This window comes from Actinoplanes sp. NPDC051343 (genome assembly GCF_044455125.1).
Lineage (GTDB): Bacteria > Actinomycetota > Actinomycetes > Mycobacteriales > Micromonosporaceae > Actinoplanes.
Map to the genome: position 1 here is coordinate 171,729 of NZ_JBITEL010000010.1, position 12,926 is coordinate 184,654.

The 12,926-nt window shown below is 66.8% G+C and carries 24 protein-coding genes; all 24 read right to left on the reverse strand.

The genetic code is table 11. From position 1 onward, the window contains the following. Positions 1 to 13 precede the first annotated feature (13 nt). Positions 14 to 850 carry a type I methionyl aminopeptidase gene (map, locus tag ACIA5C_RS30930; RefSeq protein WP_396060998.1) on the reverse strand — a complete coding sequence of 279 codons (837 nt, stop codon included), beginning with the start codon at positions 848 to 850 and terminating at the stop codon, positions 14 to 16. A 1-nt stretch (position 851) separates the two neighbouring features. Beyond that, on the reverse strand, positions 852 to 1,505 hold the full coding sequence (locus ACIA5C_RS30935) for an adenylate kinase (protein ID WP_221376851.1): 654 nt from the start codon (positions 1,503 to 1,505) through the stop codon (positions 852 to 854). Between the two features lie 68 nt (positions 1,506 to 1,573). Beyond that, positions 1,574 to 2,920, reverse strand: coding sequence for a preprotein translocase subunit SecY (secY, locus tag ACIA5C_RS30940; protein ID WP_396061000.1), 1,347 nt, complete (start codon positions 2,918 to 2,920; stop codon positions 1,574 to 1,576). 238 nt (positions 2,921 to 3,158) lie between these two features. Further along, positions 3,159 to 3,602 (reverse strand): 50S ribosomal protein L15, encoded by a 444-nt coding sequence (rplO, locus tag ACIA5C_RS30945; RefSeq protein WP_396061003.1) that lies wholly within the window; start codon positions 3,600 to 3,602, stop codon positions 3,159 to 3,161. Beyond that, positions 3,602 to 3,784: a 50S ribosomal protein L30 gene (gene rpmD / locus ACIA5C_RS30950; RefSeq protein WP_014440739.1), complete on the reverse strand. Its 183-nt coding sequence runs from the start codon at positions 3,782 to 3,784 to the stop codon at positions 3,602 to 3,604. Before rpmD ends, rplO begins: the two co-directional genes overlap by 1 nt. Continuing rightward, positions 3,784 to 4,407, reverse strand: a complete 624-nt coding sequence (gene rpsE / locus ACIA5C_RS30955) for a 30S ribosomal protein S5 (protein WP_396061006.1) — start codon at positions 4,405 to 4,407, stop codon at positions 3,784 to 3,786. The genes rpmD and rpsE overlap by 1 nt, the downstream gene beginning before the upstream one ends. A gap of 13 nt (positions 4,408 to 4,420) precedes the next feature. Next, positions 4,421 to 4,804 (reverse strand): 50S ribosomal protein L18, encoded by a 384-nt coding sequence (rplR, locus tag ACIA5C_RS30960; RefSeq protein ID WP_396061584.1) that lies wholly within the window; start codon positions 4,802 to 4,804, stop codon positions 4,421 to 4,423. A gap of 8 nt (positions 4,805 to 4,812) precedes the next feature. Beyond that, positions 4,813 to 5,352 carry a 50S ribosomal protein L6 gene (gene rplF, locus ACIA5C_RS30965; protein ID WP_396061008.1) on the reverse strand — a complete coding sequence of 180 codons (540 nt, stop codon included), beginning with the start codon at positions 5,350 to 5,352 and terminating at the stop codon, positions 4,813 to 4,815. Positions 5,353 to 5,366: 14 nt separating this feature from the next. After that, entirely contained in the window at positions 5,367 to 5,774 is a 408-nt protein-coding gene (gene rpsH / locus ACIA5C_RS30970; protein ID WP_364103677.1) for a 30S ribosomal protein S8, read from the reverse strand. A 118-nt stretch (positions 5,775 to 5,892) separates the two neighbouring features. Then, positions 5,893 to 6,078, reverse strand: coding sequence for a type Z 30S ribosomal protein S14 (locus ACIA5C_RS30975; RefSeq protein ID WP_014440734.1), 186 nt, complete (start codon positions 6,076 to 6,078; stop codon positions 5,893 to 5,895). A 2-nt stretch (positions 6,079 to 6,080) separates the two neighbouring features. After that, positions 6,081 to 6,665 carry a 50S ribosomal protein L5 gene (gene rplE, locus ACIA5C_RS30980; protein ID WP_396061011.1) on the reverse strand — a complete coding sequence of 195 codons (585 nt, stop codon included), beginning with the start codon at positions 6,663 to 6,665 and terminating at the stop codon, positions 6,081 to 6,083. Further along, a complete protein-coding gene (rplX, locus tag ACIA5C_RS30985) occupies positions 6,665 to 6,985 on the reverse strand; it encodes a 50S ribosomal protein L24 (protein ID WP_396061587.1) in 321 nt (106 codons plus the stop codon). The genes rplE and rplX overlap by 1 nt, the downstream gene beginning before the upstream one ends. Continuing rightward, positions 6,982 to 7,350: a 50S ribosomal protein L14 gene (gene rplN, locus ACIA5C_RS30990; protein ID WP_364103682.1), complete on the reverse strand. Its 369-nt coding sequence runs from the start codon at positions 7,348 to 7,350 to the stop codon at positions 6,982 to 6,984. The genes rplX and rplN overlap by 4 nt, the downstream gene beginning before the upstream one ends. A 100-nt stretch (positions 7,351 to 7,450) precedes the next feature. Further along, on the reverse strand, positions 7,451 to 7,726 hold the full coding sequence (rpsQ, locus tag ACIA5C_RS30995) for a 30S ribosomal protein S17 (RefSeq protein ID WP_396061014.1): 276 nt from the start codon (positions 7,724 to 7,726) through the stop codon (positions 7,451 to 7,453). Beyond that, entirely contained in the window at positions 7,723 to 7,956 is a 234-nt protein-coding gene (gene rpmC / locus ACIA5C_RS31000) for a 50S ribosomal protein L29 (protein WP_396061016.1), read from the reverse strand. The genes rpsQ and rpmC overlap by 4 nt, the downstream gene beginning before the upstream one ends. Next, positions 7,956 to 8,381 carry a 50S ribosomal protein L16 gene (rplP, locus tag ACIA5C_RS31005; protein ID WP_396061019.1) on the reverse strand — a complete coding sequence of 142 codons (426 nt, stop codon included), beginning with the start codon at positions 8,379 to 8,381 and terminating at the stop codon, positions 7,956 to 7,958. The genes rpmC and rplP overlap by 1 nt, the downstream gene beginning before the upstream one ends. Positions 8,382 to 8,384: 3 nt before the next feature. After that, entirely contained in the window at positions 8,385 to 9,230 is an 846-nt protein-coding gene (gene rpsC / locus ACIA5C_RS31010; protein ID WP_396061022.1) for a 30S ribosomal protein S3, read from the reverse strand. After that, complete coding sequence (gene rplV, locus ACIA5C_RS31015; protein WP_396061024.1) at positions 9,230 to 9,709, reverse strand: 50S ribosomal protein L22; 480 nt, start codon at positions 9,707 to 9,709, stop codon at positions 9,230 to 9,232. Before rplV ends, rpsC begins: the two co-directional genes overlap by 1 nt. 31 nt (positions 9,710 to 9,740) lie before the next feature. Next, a complete protein-coding gene (rpsS, locus tag ACIA5C_RS31020) occupies positions 9,741 to 10,022 on the reverse strand; it encodes a 30S ribosomal protein S19 (RefSeq protein WP_396061026.1) in 282 nt (93 codons plus the stop codon). Positions 10,023 to 10,037: 15 nt separating this feature from the next. Then, a complete protein-coding gene (rplB, locus tag ACIA5C_RS31025; protein ID WP_396061029.1) occupies positions 10,038 to 10,877 on the reverse strand; it encodes a 50S ribosomal protein L2 in 840 nt (279 codons plus the stop codon). A gap of 12 nt (positions 10,878 to 10,889) precedes the next feature. Then, entirely contained in the window at positions 10,890 to 11,192 is a 303-nt protein-coding gene (gene rplW, locus ACIA5C_RS31030) for a 50S ribosomal protein L23 (RefSeq protein WP_396061031.1), read from the reverse strand. Beyond that, on the reverse strand, positions 11,189 to 11,836 hold the full coding sequence (gene rplD, locus ACIA5C_RS31035) for a 50S ribosomal protein L4 (RefSeq protein ID WP_396061034.1): 648 nt from the start codon (positions 11,834 to 11,836) through the stop codon (positions 11,189 to 11,191). Before rplD ends, rplW begins: the two co-directional genes overlap by 4 nt. Beyond that, positions 11,833 to 12,483: a 50S ribosomal protein L3 gene (gene rplC / locus ACIA5C_RS31040; RefSeq protein ID WP_396061036.1), complete on the reverse strand. Its 651-nt coding sequence runs from the start codon at positions 12,481 to 12,483 to the stop codon at positions 11,833 to 11,835. Before rplC ends, rplD begins: the two co-directional genes overlap by 4 nt. A 12-nt stretch (positions 12,484 to 12,495) precedes the next feature. Next, a complete protein-coding gene (rpsJ, locus tag ACIA5C_RS31045; protein WP_007073037.1) occupies positions 12,496 to 12,804 on the reverse strand; it encodes a 30S ribosomal protein S10 in 309 nt (102 codons plus the stop codon). Positions 12,805 to 12,926: the final 122 nt, after the last annotated feature.

Below are 12,926 nucleotides of genomic sequence, written 5' to 3' on the forward strand. Positions count from 1 at the left end.
CCGCCGTCCGGCGTTACCGAGGCTGGCGGGCCGTGACGAGATCTCCCAGGCGGCCCCGGCCGCCGTCCGGCGCGGTCGTCACCCACACGCCGTCGTCGAGGATTGCCATGGTGTGCTCGACGTGGGCCGCCTTCGACCCGTCACGGGTCACTACGGTCCAGCCGTCCTCCAACTCGTGCGTGCGCGGCGAACCCATGGTGATCATCGGCTCGATGGCGAGGCACAGGCCGGCGACCAGCTTCGGGCCCTTGCCCGGCTTGCCGTGGTTGAGCACGTGCGGGTCCTGGTGCATCTCGGTGCCGATGCCGTGTCCGCCGTAGCCGTCGACGATGCCGTAGCGGCCCGCCTTGCGAACCGTCTTCTCGACGTTGAACGAGATGTCGGTGAGCTTGCCCCGGCCGTTGGCCGAGCCGCGGGCGGCGGCCGCTATGCCGGCCCACATCGCGTCCTCGGCCACCTCGGCCATGCGCAGCAGCGCCGGGTCGGTCTCCCCCACGCCGACCGTGATCGCCGAGTCGCCGTGCCAGCCGTTCAGGATGGCACCGCAGTCGAGGGAGAGCAGGTCGCCCTCCTGCAGGATCTGGGAGGCGTTCGGGATGCCGTGCACGACCTGCTCGTTGACCGACGCGCAGATCGAGGCGGGAAAGCCGTGGTAGCCCTTGAACGACGGGACCCCACCGGCGTCGCGGATGACCTTCTCGGCGATCGCGTCGAGGTCGGCGGTGGAGACGCCGGGGGCGACCGCGTCACGCATCGCGTCCAGCGCGGCGGCGACGACTAGGCCGGCGCCCCGCATCAACTCGATCTGCTCGGGGGTTTTCAGCTGAATGTCCAGCTGGGGGCGACGCATGTCAGCCCCCGTACGACCGCAGGGCGTCGATGGCGCGCACGGTGACGTCCTCGACCGGGCCGGTCGCGTCGATGCCCACGAGCTTGCCCTGCGCACCGAAGAAGTCGACGAGCGGCGCGGTCTTATCGGCGTATTCCACCAGGCGGTTGGCGATGGTCTCGGCCTTGTCGTCGTCCCGCTGGAACAGCTCCGACCCGCACCGGTCGCAGATGTTCTCCTTGCTTGTCGGATCGAACTCGACGTGCCAGATCTTGCCGCAGCCGCGGCAGGTCCGGCGGCCGGAGAGCCGCCGGATGACCTCGTCGTCGTCGACCACGAGCTCCATCACGAGATCGAGCGCGGTGCCGAGGTCGGCCAGGAGCTTGTCGAGCGCCGACGCCTGCGGGACGGTTCTCGGGAAACCGTCCAGCAGGAAGCCGTCGCCCGCGTCCGGCTCGGCGAGCCGGTCCCGGACCATGTTGATGGTGACCTCGTCCGGAACCAGCTGCCCGGCGTCCATGTAGCGCTTGGCCTCGACGCCCAGCGGCGTGCCCTGCGAGACGTTGGCCCGGAAGATGTCCCCGGTCGAGATCTTCGGCACGGCGAGATGGGCAGCGATGAACTCAGCCTGGGTCCCCTTGCCGGCCCCCGGAGGGCCCACCAGTACCAGCCGCACCTACATCGCCTCGCTTCGGTGAGAACGAGAAACGCCCGACGCACGAGCCCCCCGGCTCCGCGTCCCCACTACCGGAGGAACCCTTCGTAGTTACGCTGCATCAGCTGGCTCTCGATCTGCTTGACCGTCTCCAGACCCACGCCGACCATGATCAGCACTGCGGTACCGCCGAACGGGAAGTTCTGGTACTGCTGCTGGTTCAGCCAGATGAAGAAGAAGTTGGGCAGCACCGAAATCAAGCCGAGGTAGAGCGCGCCCGGCAGGGTGATCCGGCTGAGGATGAAGTCCAGGTAGTCGGCGGTCGGCTTGCCCGGACGGATGCCCGGAACGAACCCACCGTACTTCTTCATGTTGTCCGCGACCTCGGTCGGGTTGAACGTGATCGAGACGTAGAAGTACGTGAAGAAGATGATCAGCAGGAAGTAGACGCCGATGTAGAGCGAGCTGGTCGGAGCGGCGAGCCACTTCTCGATCCAGATCTGGTAGCCCTTGAGGTTGTTCTTGTCGAAGAACTGCAGGTACAGCTGCGGCAGGTAGAGCAGCGAGGACGCGAAGATCACCGGGACGACACCGGCCTGGTTGACCTTGAGCGGGATGTAGGTCGAGGTACCGCCGTACATCCGGCGGCCGATCATGCGCTTCGCGTACTGCACGGGGATGCGGCGCTGGGCCTGCTCGATGAAGACGACGGCACAGATGATGAGCAGCACCAGGATGATGACGAGGCTGAACTTGCCCCAGCCGCTCGACTCCTTGATCGTCCAGCCCTCGCCGGGGAGACGGGCCGCGATCGAGGTGAAGATCAGCACCGACATGCCGTTGCCGACGCCGCGGTCGGTGATCAGCTCACCGAGCCACATCACCACGCCGGTGCCGGCGGTCATCGTCAGCACCAGAACCGTGAGGGTCAGCCAGGTCGGCAGCCCGGTGTTCTGCGGGACGATCTGCATCTTGGGGTCGCTCTGGTCGCACGCGTTGCCGAACAGCTGGCCGGTGCGCGCGAGGGCGACGAACGCCGAGGACTGCAGGATCGCCAGGCCGAGCGTCAGATAGCGGGTGTACTGCGTGATCTTCGCCTGGCCGGACTGGCCCTCCTTGCGGAGCTGCTCGAGGCGGGGAATCACCACGGTCAGCAGCTGCAAGATGATCGACGCCGTGATGTACGGCATAATGCCGAGCGCGAAGACCGACAGGTGCAGCAGTGCGCCGCCGGAGAAGAGATTGAGCAGGTTGAGGACCTGCCCACCGGAGTCGGTGGAGTTGACCACCTTGAGACAAGCCTGCACGTTGGTGTAAGACACCCCCGGGCTGGGCATGGTGGCACCCAGCCGGTACAGCGCGATGATCGCGACCGTGAACAGCAGTTTCTTGCGCAGGTCAGGCGTCCGGAACGCACTGGTAAAGGCGGAGAGCAACTTCTTCCTCCTGCGCGGAAGCCGCCGGATCCGGCGGGTGGGGGAAAGGCATCGGCCGGAAGGCCGATATTCCTAGCTGGGAACGGACTCTAACAGTCTTGGAGCGCCGCAGTGAGTCACGGTAGCCACCACTGCGGGTAGGCGCCCACCCGGCCCGCGGACGGGCTGGTCAGACGCCACAAAGGGGATGCCGCCCAGGCGACGCGTTTCTCATCGCCCGGGCGAGCACCCCCACATATCACAGCTCGGTGGCGGAACCGCCGGCTGCAGCAATCTTCTCCTTGGCCGACTCGCTGAACGCGTGCGCCGAGACGGTCAGCGACACACCGTCCAGCTCGCCCGCGCCGAGCACCTTGACCAACTGGCCCTTGCGGACCGCACCGGCCTCGACCAGCTCGGCCGGACCGACCTCGCCGCCGTTCGGGAACAGCTCGGCGAGACGGTCCAGGTTGACGACCTGGAAGACGACCTTGTTCTTGTTCTTGAAGCCCTTGAGCTTCGGCAGGCGCATGTGGATGGGCATCTGCCCACCCTCGAACCGGGCCGGAACCTGGTAACGCGCCTTGGTGCCCTTGGTACCGCGACCGGCGGTCTTGCCCTTCGAGCCTTCACCGCGACCAACGCGGGTCTTGGCCGTCTTGGCGCCGGCCGCCGGACGCAGGTGGTGGACCTTGATCGCCATTACTCGACCTCCTCAACACTCACGAGGTGGTTCACGGCGAAGATCATGCCCCGAATCTCGGGACGGTCCTCCTTGACCACCACATCGTTGATCCGCTTCAGACCGAGCGACCGCAGGGAGTCCCGCTGGTTCTGCTTACGGCCGATACCGGACCGGACCTGGGTGACCTTCAAGCGCGCCATCAGTGCACCGCCGCTTCCGCACGCGCCGCCAGCATGGCCGCCGGCGCCACGTCCTCGACCGGGAGGCCACGGCGGGCCGCGACCTGCTCCGGCGACTCGAGGCCCTTCAGCGCGGCCACCGTCGCGTGCACGATGTTGATCGGGTTCGACGAGCCGAGGCTCTTCGAGAGCACGTCGTGGATGCCCGCGCACTCGAGCACGGCACGCACCGGGCCACCGGCGATGACGCCGGTACCGGCGGAGGCCGGCTTGAGCAGCACGACACCCGCGGCCGCCTCACCGGTGATCGGGTGCGGAATGGTCGCACCGATCCGCGGCACCTTGAAGAAGTGCTTCTTGGCCTCCTCGACGCCCTTGGCGATCGCCGCGGGCACCTCCTTGGCCTTTCCGTAGCCGATGCCGACGGTGCCGTCGCCGTCGCCGACGATCACCAGGGCGGTGAAGCTGAAGCGACGACCACCCTTGACGACCTTGGCTACGCGGTTGATCGCGACGACCCGTTCGAGATGCGGGGTCTTGTCGACGGGCGCGTTGCCGCGACCGCCCTCGCGGCGGTTGTCCCGGCGGTTGCCACCCTCGGTGTTACCGCCGGACCCGCCGCCTCGGCGCTGCTGACCAGGCATTGGTCAATTCCTCCTAGAACTCGAGTCCGGCTTCGCGGGCGGCCGACGCGAGCGCAGCGATCCGGCCCGCGTACTTGTTGCCACCGCGGTCGAAGACGACCTTGGAAATGCCCGCGGCCTTGGCCCGCTCCGCGAGCAGCGCGCCGACCTTGCCGGCCAGAGCGCTCTTGTCGCCTTCGCCACCACGGATCGACGTGTCGAGCGTGGAGGCCGACGCGAGGGTGTGACCCTTGAGGTCGTCGATGATCTGCGCGGAGATGTGCCGCGAAGAGCGGGTGACGACCAGGCGGGGACGCTCGGCGGAGCCGCGGACGTTCTTGCGGACCCGGAAGTGCCGACGCGCCTTGCCGACGGCACGCGCGGCACCGACACCGGCGCCATTGCGGCGCTTGAGCAGCGTGGCGGTCACTTCTTACCTGCCTTTCCAGCCTTGCGGCGGATGACCTCGCCCTGGTACTTCACGCCCTTGCCCTTATAGGGCTCCGGCGGACGGATCTTCCGGATGTTGGCGGCGACCTCGCCCACGAGCTGCTTGTCGATACCGGCAACGGTGAACTGCGTCGGCCGCTCCACCGAGAAGGTGATGCCGGCCGGCGGAACCACGTTGACCGGGTGCGAGAAGCCCAGAGCGAACTCCAGGTCCGTGCCCTTCGCGGTCACGCGGTAACCGGTGCCGTTGATCTCCAGGGTCTTCTTGTAGCCCTCGGTGACGCCGACGATCATGTTGGCGACCAGGGTACGAGAAAGGCCGTGCAGCTCCTTGGCCTTGCGCTCGTCGTTGGGACGGTTGACGTGCAGCTCGCTGCCCTCCCGCTCGACCGTGATCGGGTCGGCGACGGTGTGCGAGAGTTCGCCCTTGGGGCCCTTGACCTTGACGGTCTGCCCCGTGATGGTGACATCGACGCCGGCCGGGACCGGGATCGACTTACGTCCGATTCGCGACATGTCAAAGTCTCCAGTTACCAGACGAAGGCGAGGACTTCCCCGCCAACGCTCCGCTTGCGGGCCTGCTTGTCGGTCAGCAGCCCCTGGGACGTCGAAATGATCGCGACGCCGAGGCCACCGAGCACGCGCGGGAGCTCGTCAGCCTTGGCGTACACCCGGAGACCGGGCTTCGAGACGCGCTTGATGCCGGCGAGGCTGCGCTCGCGGCTCTGGCCGTACTTGAGCTCTACGACCAGACGCCTGCCGACAGCGCCTTCCTCGGGCTCCTCGGCCGACCAGGAAGCGATGTAGCCCTCGGCCTTGAGGACCTCGGCGATGTTCGCCTTGATCTTCGAGAAGGGCATGGTCACCTTGTCGTGGTACGCCTGGTTGGCGTTTCGCAGACGCGTGAGCATGTCTGCGATCGGGTCCGTCATCGTCATGGGTATTCGTCAACCTTTCTCGCCGGGGTTCCCGTGTCGAACGGGCCTACGGCGAAGCGGTAATACAAGGTAGCCGCCTTTAGTCCGCTCAAGGGTGGCGGGTGGGGCGGTTGGATGGTTACCAGGAGGCCTTGGACACGCCGGGCAGCTCACCACGGTGGGCCATGTCCCGCACGCAAACCCGGCACAGGCCGAACTTGCGGTAGACCGAGTGCGGGCGACCGCACTTCTGGCAGCGGGTGTATGCCCGTACGGCGAACTTCGGCTTCGCGGCCGCCTTGATGATCAGCGCCTTCTTAGCCATTCTCAGTTCTCCTTGAACGGGAAGCCCAGGAGCTTGAGCAGCGCCCGGCCCTCGTCGTCGGTCGTGGCGGTCGTGACCACCGTGATGTCCATGCCCCGCGTGCGATCGATCCGGTCCTGGTCGATCTCGTGGAACACCGACTGCTCGGTCAAGCCGAACGTGTAGTTGCCGTGCCCGTCGAGCTTGCGGCCGTCGAGACCGCGGAAGTCACGGATACGCGGCAGCGCGATCGACAGCAGCCGGTCCAGGAACTCCCACATGCGGTCGTTGCGAAGAGTGACCTTCGCGCCGATCGGCATGCCCTCACGCAGCTTGAACTGCGCGATGGACTTGGTAGCCCGGCGGACGAGCGGCTTCTGACCGGTGATCGTCGTCAGATCCCGCACGGCGCCGTCGATCAGCTTGGCGTCGCGGGCAGCCTCGCCAACACCCATGTTCACGACGACCTTCACGAGGCCGGGAATCTGCATGGGGTTGCCGTACTTGTACTGCTCCTGAAGCGCGGCGATGACCTCGCTGCGGTACTTCTGCTTCAGGCGAGGCAGCGTCTTGGGCTGCGTCTCTGCGTTTTGGGTAGCGGCAGTCATCAGATTTCCTTACCGGTCGTACGCGCGATGCGGACCTTCTGGCCGTTGTCGTCGATCCGGTAACCGATCCGGGTCGGCTTGCCCTGGTCGTCCACGATCTGCACGTTCGAGATGTGGATCGGGGCTTCCTGGGTCACGATGCCACCGGTCTTCGAACCACGCTGGGTGGTCCGGATGCGTTCATGCCTCTTGACGCGGTTGACGCCCTCGACCAGGAGCTTGTCCTGCCTCGGGTAGGCCGCGATGACCTTGCCCTTGGCACCCTTGTCCTTGCCGGCGATGACGACGACCGTGTCGCCCTTCTTGATCTTCACGGTCAGAGCACCTCCGGCGCCAGGCTGATGATCTTCATGAACCGCTTGTCGCGCAGCTCGCGCCCGACCGGGCCGAAGATGCGGGTACCGCGGGGGTCGCCACCGTCGCGGATGATGACGGCGGCATTCTCGTCGAAGCGGATGTACGAGCCGTCCGGCCGACGCCGTTCCTTGCTGGTGCGGACGATGACCGCCTTGACGACGTCACCCTTCTTCACACCCGCGCCCGGAATGGCGTCCTTGACCGTGGCCACGATGACGTCACCGATGCTCGCGTAACGACGACCGGAGCCGCCGAGTACGCGAATGCACAGGATCTCGCGCGCACCCGTGTTGTCAGCGACACGAAGTCGCGACTCCTGCTGGATCACTGGGGTCTCCTATGTCTGCCAGTTCTCCGGGGCGTAAACGCCCTGAAGCTTGGCGGAACGAAGGTCCGCTGGGCCGGCCGGGGGCCGGCCCAGCGCACACTCACTTGGCCTTTTCGAGGATCTCCACGATCCGCCACCGCTTGGTGGCGGAGAGCGGACGGGTCTCCATCAGGGAAACCCGGTCGCCGATACCGCACGCGTTCTGCTCGTCGTGCACGTAGAGCTTGCGCGTGCGACGCAGCACCTTGCCGTAGAGCGCGTGCTTGACGCGGTCCTCGACCTCGACCACGACGGTCTTGTCCATCTTGTCGCCGACCACGAGCCCTTCGCGCACCTTGCGCTGAGCCCGCGGAGCAGCAGTGTCGTTCTCGCTCATGCAGTCACCTCATCCGGCGCAACCGAGAGCCCCAGCTCGCGCTCACGCATGATCGTGTAGATCTTCGCGATGTCCTTACGGACAACCTGCAACCGCCGGTGGTTGTCGAGCTGGCCGGTCGCACCCTGCACGCGCAGGTTGAAAAGCTCGGCCTTCGCCTCCCGCAGCCGGGAGACCAGGTCATCACCGGAGAGCTCACGAAGCTCGCCCGCTTTCACGCCCGCCGCCATCAGCTTTCACCCACTTCGCGCGTAACGATGCGGCATTTCATCGGGAGCTTGTGGATCGCGCGGCGCATCGCCTCACGCGCGATCGTCTCGTTCGGGAACGACATCTCGAAGAGAATGCGACCCGGCTTGACGTTCGCCACCCACCACTCGGGAGAACCCTTACCGGAACCCATGCGGGTTTCGGCCGGCTTCTTGGTCAGGGCCTGGTCCGGGAAGACCGAGATCCAGACCTTGCCGCCACGCTTGATGTGGCGGGTCATCGCGATACGAGCCGACTCGATCTGCCGGTTGGTCACGTACGCCGGCTCGAGAGCCTGAATACCGAACTCACCGAAGACGACCCGGTTGCCGCCCTTGGACGCGCCGTGGCGGTCCGGGTGGTGCGGCTTCCGGAAGCCCTTTGGGGGCTTACGCGGAATCAGCATGGGTCAGCCCTCCTGCTGCGTTTCGGCCGCAGCCGGAGCAGCGGCAGTGTCGTTCTGCGCGGGCGCCGGCTCGGACTGCGCCGCCTGCTGTGCGGCGCGACCGGCCTCGGTGCCACCCGCGGTGGTGCCGGACGAGCCGGACCGGGTGCGGCGCGGACGGTCCGGACGGTCCGAGCGGTCACGGCGCGGGCGCGCGGGCGCCTCGGGGGCAACCTCGCGACCCGGCACGGCGTCGCCCTTGTAGATCCAGACCTTCACGCCGATGCGGCCGAACGTGGTACGGGCCTCGAAGAAGCCGTACTCGATGTTGGCCCGCAGCGTGTGCAGCGGAACGCGACCCTCGCGGTAGAACTCCGTACGGCTCATCTCCGCGCCGCCGAGGCGGCCGGAGACCTGCACGCGGATGCCCTTGCAGATCGGGTTCTTCATCGCCGACTGCATGGCCTTGCGCATCGCCCGGCGGAAGCTGACCCGGGAGGACAGCTGCTCAGCGACGCCCTGCGCCACGAGCTGCGCGTCCGACTCCGGGCTCTTCACCTCGAGGATGTTGAGCTGGACCTGCTTGCCGGTCAGCTTCTCGAGTTCGCCGCGGATGCGGTCGGCCTCGGCGCCCTTGCGGCCGATGACAATGCCCGGCCGGGCGGTGTGGATGTCCACGCGGACCCGGTCACGGGTGCGCTCGATGTCCACCTTGGAGATGCCGGCGCGCTCGAGGCCCTTGGACATCATGCGGCGGATCTTGACGTCCTCGCCGATGTAGTCCTTGTAGAGCTTGTCCGCGAACCAGCGGCTCTTCCAGTCGGTGGAGATACCGAGGCGGAATCCGGTGGGGTGAACTTTCTGGCCCATTACTCGGACTCCTCCGTCGTCTCGGGCTCTGCCCCTGAATTCTGAGCAGTGGCGGCGCTCGTTTTCACGGGTGCTGCCTTCTTCGCCGCCGCGGCCTTCTTGGCCGGCCGGGCGACCTGGACCGCCTCGACGGCGATCGTGATGTGACAGGTGCGCTTGCGGATCCGGTACGCCCGGCCCTGCGCCCGCGGCCGGAACCGCTTGAGCGTCGGACCCTCGTCGACGAACGCCTCGCTGACCAGGAGCGCGTCCGGGTCGAGCCGCTCGTTGTTCTCCGCGTTCGCGATTGCACTCGCGAGCACCTTGTAAACCTGCTCGCTCGCCGCCTGCGGCGCGAACTGCAGGACCGTCAGAGCCTCCTTCGCGGGCAGACCGCGGACGAGGTTGACGACACGGCGTGCCTTGTTCGGCGAGATGCGGACGTGCTTCGCAACCGCGCGACTGCCCGGAAGAACCGGAGCGGCGTTCTTTGCTGGCATCGCTGTGACCCCTTTCCTATCCGTGGACTGACTAGCGACGACGGCTCTTGCGGTCGTCCTTCTCGTGACCCTTGAACGTACGGGTCAGAGCGAACTCGCCGAGCTTGTGTCCGACCATGGCCTCGGTGATGAACACCGGGACGTGCTTGCGCCCGTCGTGCACGGCGATCGTGTGCCCGAGCATCTCGGGGATGATCGTCGAGCGCCGCGACCAGGTCTTGATGACGTTCTTCGAGTTCTTGTCGTTCTGGACTTCCACCTTCTTGAGCAGGTGGTCGTCGACGAACGGGCCCTTCTTCAGGCTACGAGGCATTTTCTTCTACTCCCGTTACCCGCGCTTGCGGGTGGCGTAGCGGCGGCGAACGATCAGCTTGTCGCTCTCCTGGCCCTTGCGGCGGGTACGGCCCTCCGGCTTACCAGCCGGGTTGACCGGGTGGCGACCACCAGAGGTCTTACCCTCACCACCACCGTGCGGGTGGTCGATCGGGTTCATGGCGACACCACGGACGGTCGGGCGCTTGCCCTTCCAACGCATGCGGCCGGCCTTGCCCCAGTTGATGTTCGACTGTTCGGCATTGCCGATCTCGCCGACCGTCGCGCGGCAGCGGATGTCGACCCGGCGGATCTCACCGGAGGGCATACGCAGCGTGGCGTACGCGCCCTCACGGCCGAGCAGCTGGATACCGACACCGGCCGAGCGGGCCAGTTTGGCGCCACCGCCGGGACGAAGCTCCACACCGTGGACCGTCGTACCGACCGGGATGTTGCGCAGGGGCAGGTTGTTCCCCGGCTTGATGTCCGCGCCCGGTCCCGACTCGACGGTGTCGCCCTGCGACAGGTCCTTCGGCGCGAGGATGTAGCGCTTCTCGCCGTCGGCGTAGTGCAGGAGAGCGATGCGGGAGGTGCGGTTCGGGTCGTACTCGATGTGCGCGACCTTGGCCGGCACGCCGTCCTTGTCGACCCGCTTGAAGTCGATCAGCCGGTACTGGCGCTTGTGACCGCCGCCCTGGTGCCGGGTGGTGATCCGGCCGTGGACGTTGCGGCCACCCTTCTTGGGCAGCGGAACCAGCAGAGACTTCTCCGGCGTCGACCGGGTGATCTCGGCGAAGTCGGCGACGCTGGAGCCGCGACGGCCCGGCGTGGTCGGCTTGTACTTACGGATAGCCATGATTTACACCCCTTAGCTGACCGGGCCGCCGAAGGCCTCGATACGGTCACCGTCAGCCAGCTTGACCATCGCGCGCTTCGTCGCCTTGCGACGGCCGAAGCCCGTCTTGGTCCGCTTGCGCTTGCCCTCGCGGTTCGCGGTGTTCACCGTCAGCACGCGGACGTCGAAGATCTGCTGGATAGCGATCTTGATCTGGGTCTTGTTCGCGTCCGGGTGGACGAGGAACGTGTACCAGTTCTGGTCGAGAACGCTGTAGCTCTTCTCGGAGACCACCGGCGCAACGATCACGTCGCGCGGGTCGGAGATGGTAGTCACTTGCTCTCCTCCGAAGCTTCCGCCGGCACGCCGAGGAATTCGTCGAGCGCGTCCTTGGTGAAGACCACGTCGTCGGCGACCAGCACGTCGTACGTGTTGAGCTGACCGGACTCGAGCAGGTGCACGGACGACTCGTTGCGCAGCGAGAGCCAGTTCAGCTCGTCGGTGCTGCTGAGCACGACCAGAACCTTCCGCGCCTCGGTCGCCTTGCGCAGGGTCGCGATCGCGGCCTTGGTCGACGGCTTCTCGCCGGTGACGAACGCCTCGACCACGTGCACCCGGCCGTCGCGGGCCCGGTCGGAGAGGGCGCCACGCAGAGCGGCGGCCTTCATCTTCTTGGGGGTCCGCTGGCTGTAGTCGCGCGGCACGGGACCGTGCACGACGCCACCGCCGGTGAACTGCGGCGCGCGGATCGAGCCCTGACGGGCGCGGCCGGTGCCCTTCTGCTTGTACGGCTTCTTGCCGCCACCGGCGACCTCGCCGCGGGTCTTGGCCTTCGCCGTGCCCTGGCGGGCCGCGGCCAGCTGAGCCACGACGACCTGGTGCATCAGCGGGATGTTCGCCTGCACGTCGAAGATGTCGCCGGGCAGCTCGACCGAGCCGGCCTTGGCGCCCTCGGCGTTGAGCACGTCAACCGAGCTCACTTGGCACCGCCCTTCTTAGCCGCGGTACGGAGCAGGATGAGCCCACCCTTGGGGCCGGGAACCGCACCCCGCACGAGGATCAGGTTGTTCTCGGCGTCGACCGCCTGCACGGTGAGGTTCTGAGCGGTGAAGCGCTGGCTGCCCATCCGGCCGGCCATCCGCACGCCCTTGAACACGCGGCCCGGGGTGGCGCAGGCGCCGATCGAGCCGGGCGAGCGGTGCTTGCGCTCGACACCGTGGCTGCTCTTGAGACCGTGGAAGCCGTGCCGCTTCATGACACCGGCGTAGCCCTTGCCCTTGGTCTTACCGGTGACGTCGATCGGCGTACCCGCCGCGAACGTCTCAACGGTGACCTCTTGGCCGAGCTCGTACGACCCGGCGTCGGTGGTGCGCAGCTCGACGAGGTGACGTCGCGGCGAGACACCGGCCTTGGCGAACTGACCACTCTCGGGCTTGTTCACCTTGCGCGGGTCGATCGCACCGAACGCGAGCTGGACTGCCGAGTAGCCGTCCTTCTCGCCGGTGCGCACCTGAGTCACGACGCACGGGCCGGCCTGCACCACGGTCACGGGGACGACTTTGTTGTTGTCCCAGACCTGGGTCATGCCGAGCTTGGCGCCCAGGATGCCCTTAACTTGCCTGTCCATTAGTCCGGATCCCTACAGCTTGATCTCGATGTCGACGCCAGCCGGCAGGTCGAGGCGCATGAGCGAGTCGACCGTCTTCGGAGTCGGGTCGATGATGTCGATCAGCCGCTTGTGCGTGCGCATCTCGAAGTGCTCGCGCGAGTCCTTGTACTTGTGCGGCGAACGGATCACGCAGAAACGGTTGATCTCCGTGGGCAGCGGCACCGGGCCTGCAACCTGTGCCCCGGTACGCGTGACCGTCTCAACGATCTTCCGCGCCGAGGAGTCGACAACCTCGTGGTCATAGGCCTTGAGCCGGATGCGGATCTTCTGTCCCGCCATGGTGGCTTCTGTTTCCTTTTCTCGATGCCGCTAGGTGCGAAAGCGGTGACTCTCGCAGCCCGCAGGACCGACGATCCTGCGTTGTCCGACCCCCGCGGTCGGGCGTGTCGCGATGACTGACG

Coding starts and splice junctions, on each gene's coding strand:
- rplO (WP_396061003.1), bottom strand. CDS start 3,602: ATGGCGATCAAGGTCCACCACCTGCGTCCGGCGGCCGGCGCCAAGACG.
- map (WP_396060998.1), bottom strand. CDS start 850: ATGCGTCGCCCCCAGCTGGACATTCAGCTGAAAACCCCCGAGCAGATC.
- rpsE (WP_396061006.1), bottom strand. CDS start 4,407: ATGCCTGGTCAGCAGCGCCGAGGCGGCGGGTCCGGCGGTAACACCGAG.
- rplC (WP_396061036.1), bottom strand. CDS start 12,483: ATGGACAGGCAAGTTAAGGGCATCCTGGGCGCCAAGCTCGGCATGACC.
- rpsC (WP_396061022.1), bottom strand. CDS start 9,230: ATGGGCCAGAAAGTTCACCCCACCGGATTCCGCCTCGGTATCTCCACC.
- rpsQ (WP_396061014.1), bottom strand. CDS start 7,726: ATGAGCGAGAACGACACTGCTGCTCCGCGGGCTCAGCGCAAGGTGCGC.
- rplB (WP_396061029.1), bottom strand. CDS start 10,877: ATGGCTATCCGTAAGTACAAGCCGACCACGCCGGGCCGTCGCGGCTCC.
- rplF (WP_396061008.1), bottom strand. CDS start 5,352: ATGTCGCGAATCGGACGTAAGTCGATCCCGGTCCCGGCCGGCGTCGAT.
- rplP (WP_396061019.1), bottom strand. CDS start 8,381: ATGCTGATTCCGCGTAAGCCCCCAAAGGGCTTCCGGAAGCCGCACCAC.
- rpmC (WP_396061016.1), bottom strand. CDS start 7,956: ATGGCGGCGGGCGTGAAAGCGGGCGAGCTTCGTGAGCTCTCCGGTGAT.
- rpsS (WP_396061026.1), bottom strand. CDS start 10,022: ATGCCTCGTAGCCTGAAGAAGGGCCCGTTCGTCGACGACCACCTGCTC.
- rplE (WP_396061011.1), bottom strand. CDS start 6,665: ATGACTGCCGCTACCCAAAACGCAGAGACGCAGCCCAAGACGCTGCCT.
- ACIA5C_RS30975 (WP_014440734.1), bottom strand. CDS start 6,078: ATGGCTAAGAAGGCGCTGATCATCAAGGCGGCCGCGAAGCCGAAGTTC.
- rpsJ (WP_007073037.1), bottom strand. CDS start 12,804: ATGGCGGGACAGAAGATCCGCATCCGGCTCAAGGCCTATGACCACGAG.
- rplV (WP_396061024.1), bottom strand. CDS start 9,709: ATGCCAGCAAAGAACGCCGCTCCGGTTCTTCCGGGCAGTCGCGCGGTT.
- rpmD (WP_014440739.1), bottom strand. CDS start 3,784: ATGGCGCGCTTGAAGGTCACCCAGGTCCGGTCCGGTATCGGCCGTAAG.
- rpsH (WP_364103677.1), bottom strand. CDS start 5,774: ATGACGATGACGGACCCGATCGCAGACATGCTCACGCGTCTGCGAAAC.